Source organism: Paenibacillus dendritiformis (assembly GCF_015845845.1).
GTDB classification, from domain to species: domain Bacteria; phylum Bacillota; class Bacilli; order Paenibacillales; family Paenibacillaceae; genus Paenibacillus_B; species Paenibacillus_B dendritiformis_C.
Window position 1 is genome coordinate 1 of the sequence record NZ_LDIG01000285.1, and the last position, 1,059, is coordinate 1,059.

1 protein-coding gene is annotated in these 1,059 nt (G+C 49.3%); it reads left to right on the forward strand.

Annotation, left to right across the window (positions count from 1 at the left end):
* Positions 1–860, forward strand: an 860-nt coding sequence (locus ABD76_RS27830; RefSeq protein WP_197260124.1) for an ISL3 family transposase, incomplete at its 5' end; no start/stop codon positions are given.
* Positions 861–1,059: the final 199 nt, after the last annotated feature.

Genomic DNA, 1,059 nt, shown 5'->3' on the forward strand with positions numbered 1-1,059 from the left:
ATATGCCGATGAATGCAATCAGTCGATTTGTAGGAGAGCACGATACACGCTTATGGCGGATCCTGCATCACTACGTGGATAACGCGATTGCAGCGCAGGATCTTTCCTATGTGACGAAGATCAACACGGATGAAACGTCCGCCAAGCGCGGGCACAACTACATCACCATCTTCATGGATCCGGAGCAGAAGAATGTCATATGCGTGACGAAGGGCAAGGACTCCGGCACCTGGAGTGAATGCAAACAACAGTTAGAAGCTCATGGCGGTAAAGCAGAAAACATCACCGAACTCTGCATGGACATGTCCCCTGCCTTCATCAAAGGTGCGGAAGAGAATTTTCCGAAGGCATCGATCACATTTGACAAATTCCATGTCATTCAGGCAGCCAACGAAGCTGTGGATGAGGTTCGCCGCACGGAGCGGAAAAGCTGTGCTGAACTGAAGGATACGCGTTATATGTGGTTGAAAAATCCGGAAAACCTGACGGCCGCGCAACAAGAGACCATGGCGAAACTGAAAGACTGTGATCTAGACACAGCCAAGGCATACCGTATGCGTTTGATCTTGCAGGAGATATACCGCTATCCGGCCACGATTGCACCAATGGTGCTGAAAGACTGGATTCAATGGGGACTGCGTTGCCGTTTGGCTCCAATGGTCGAAGTCGCTAAAATGCTGCAAAATCACTACGATGGCGTTGTTCGCTGGTTCTCGTCAAAGCTGACGAATGGCCTTCTGGAGGGAGTGAATAGCTTGTTCCAGGCCGCCAAACGGAAAGCTCGCGGATACCGTTCCGAGAAAAACATCATCGCCATGGTGTACGTTCTGGCGGGCAAACTTAACTTCACATTGAAATAAGAAAAGAACTGGCTACAGCATGGAGCCACGCATCGCTCGCACCTGAACCAATTCCCTTGTCCAGCCACCAGTATGTCCATTTACTGGCATGTTTATGCTGCTACAGAAGGTGAACGCAGAGCGAAGCATCTATACCAATTCCCTTGTCCGGTTTTCAAAGATTTTCAAAGGGTTGATAGAACCATTTGTTCTCATAACA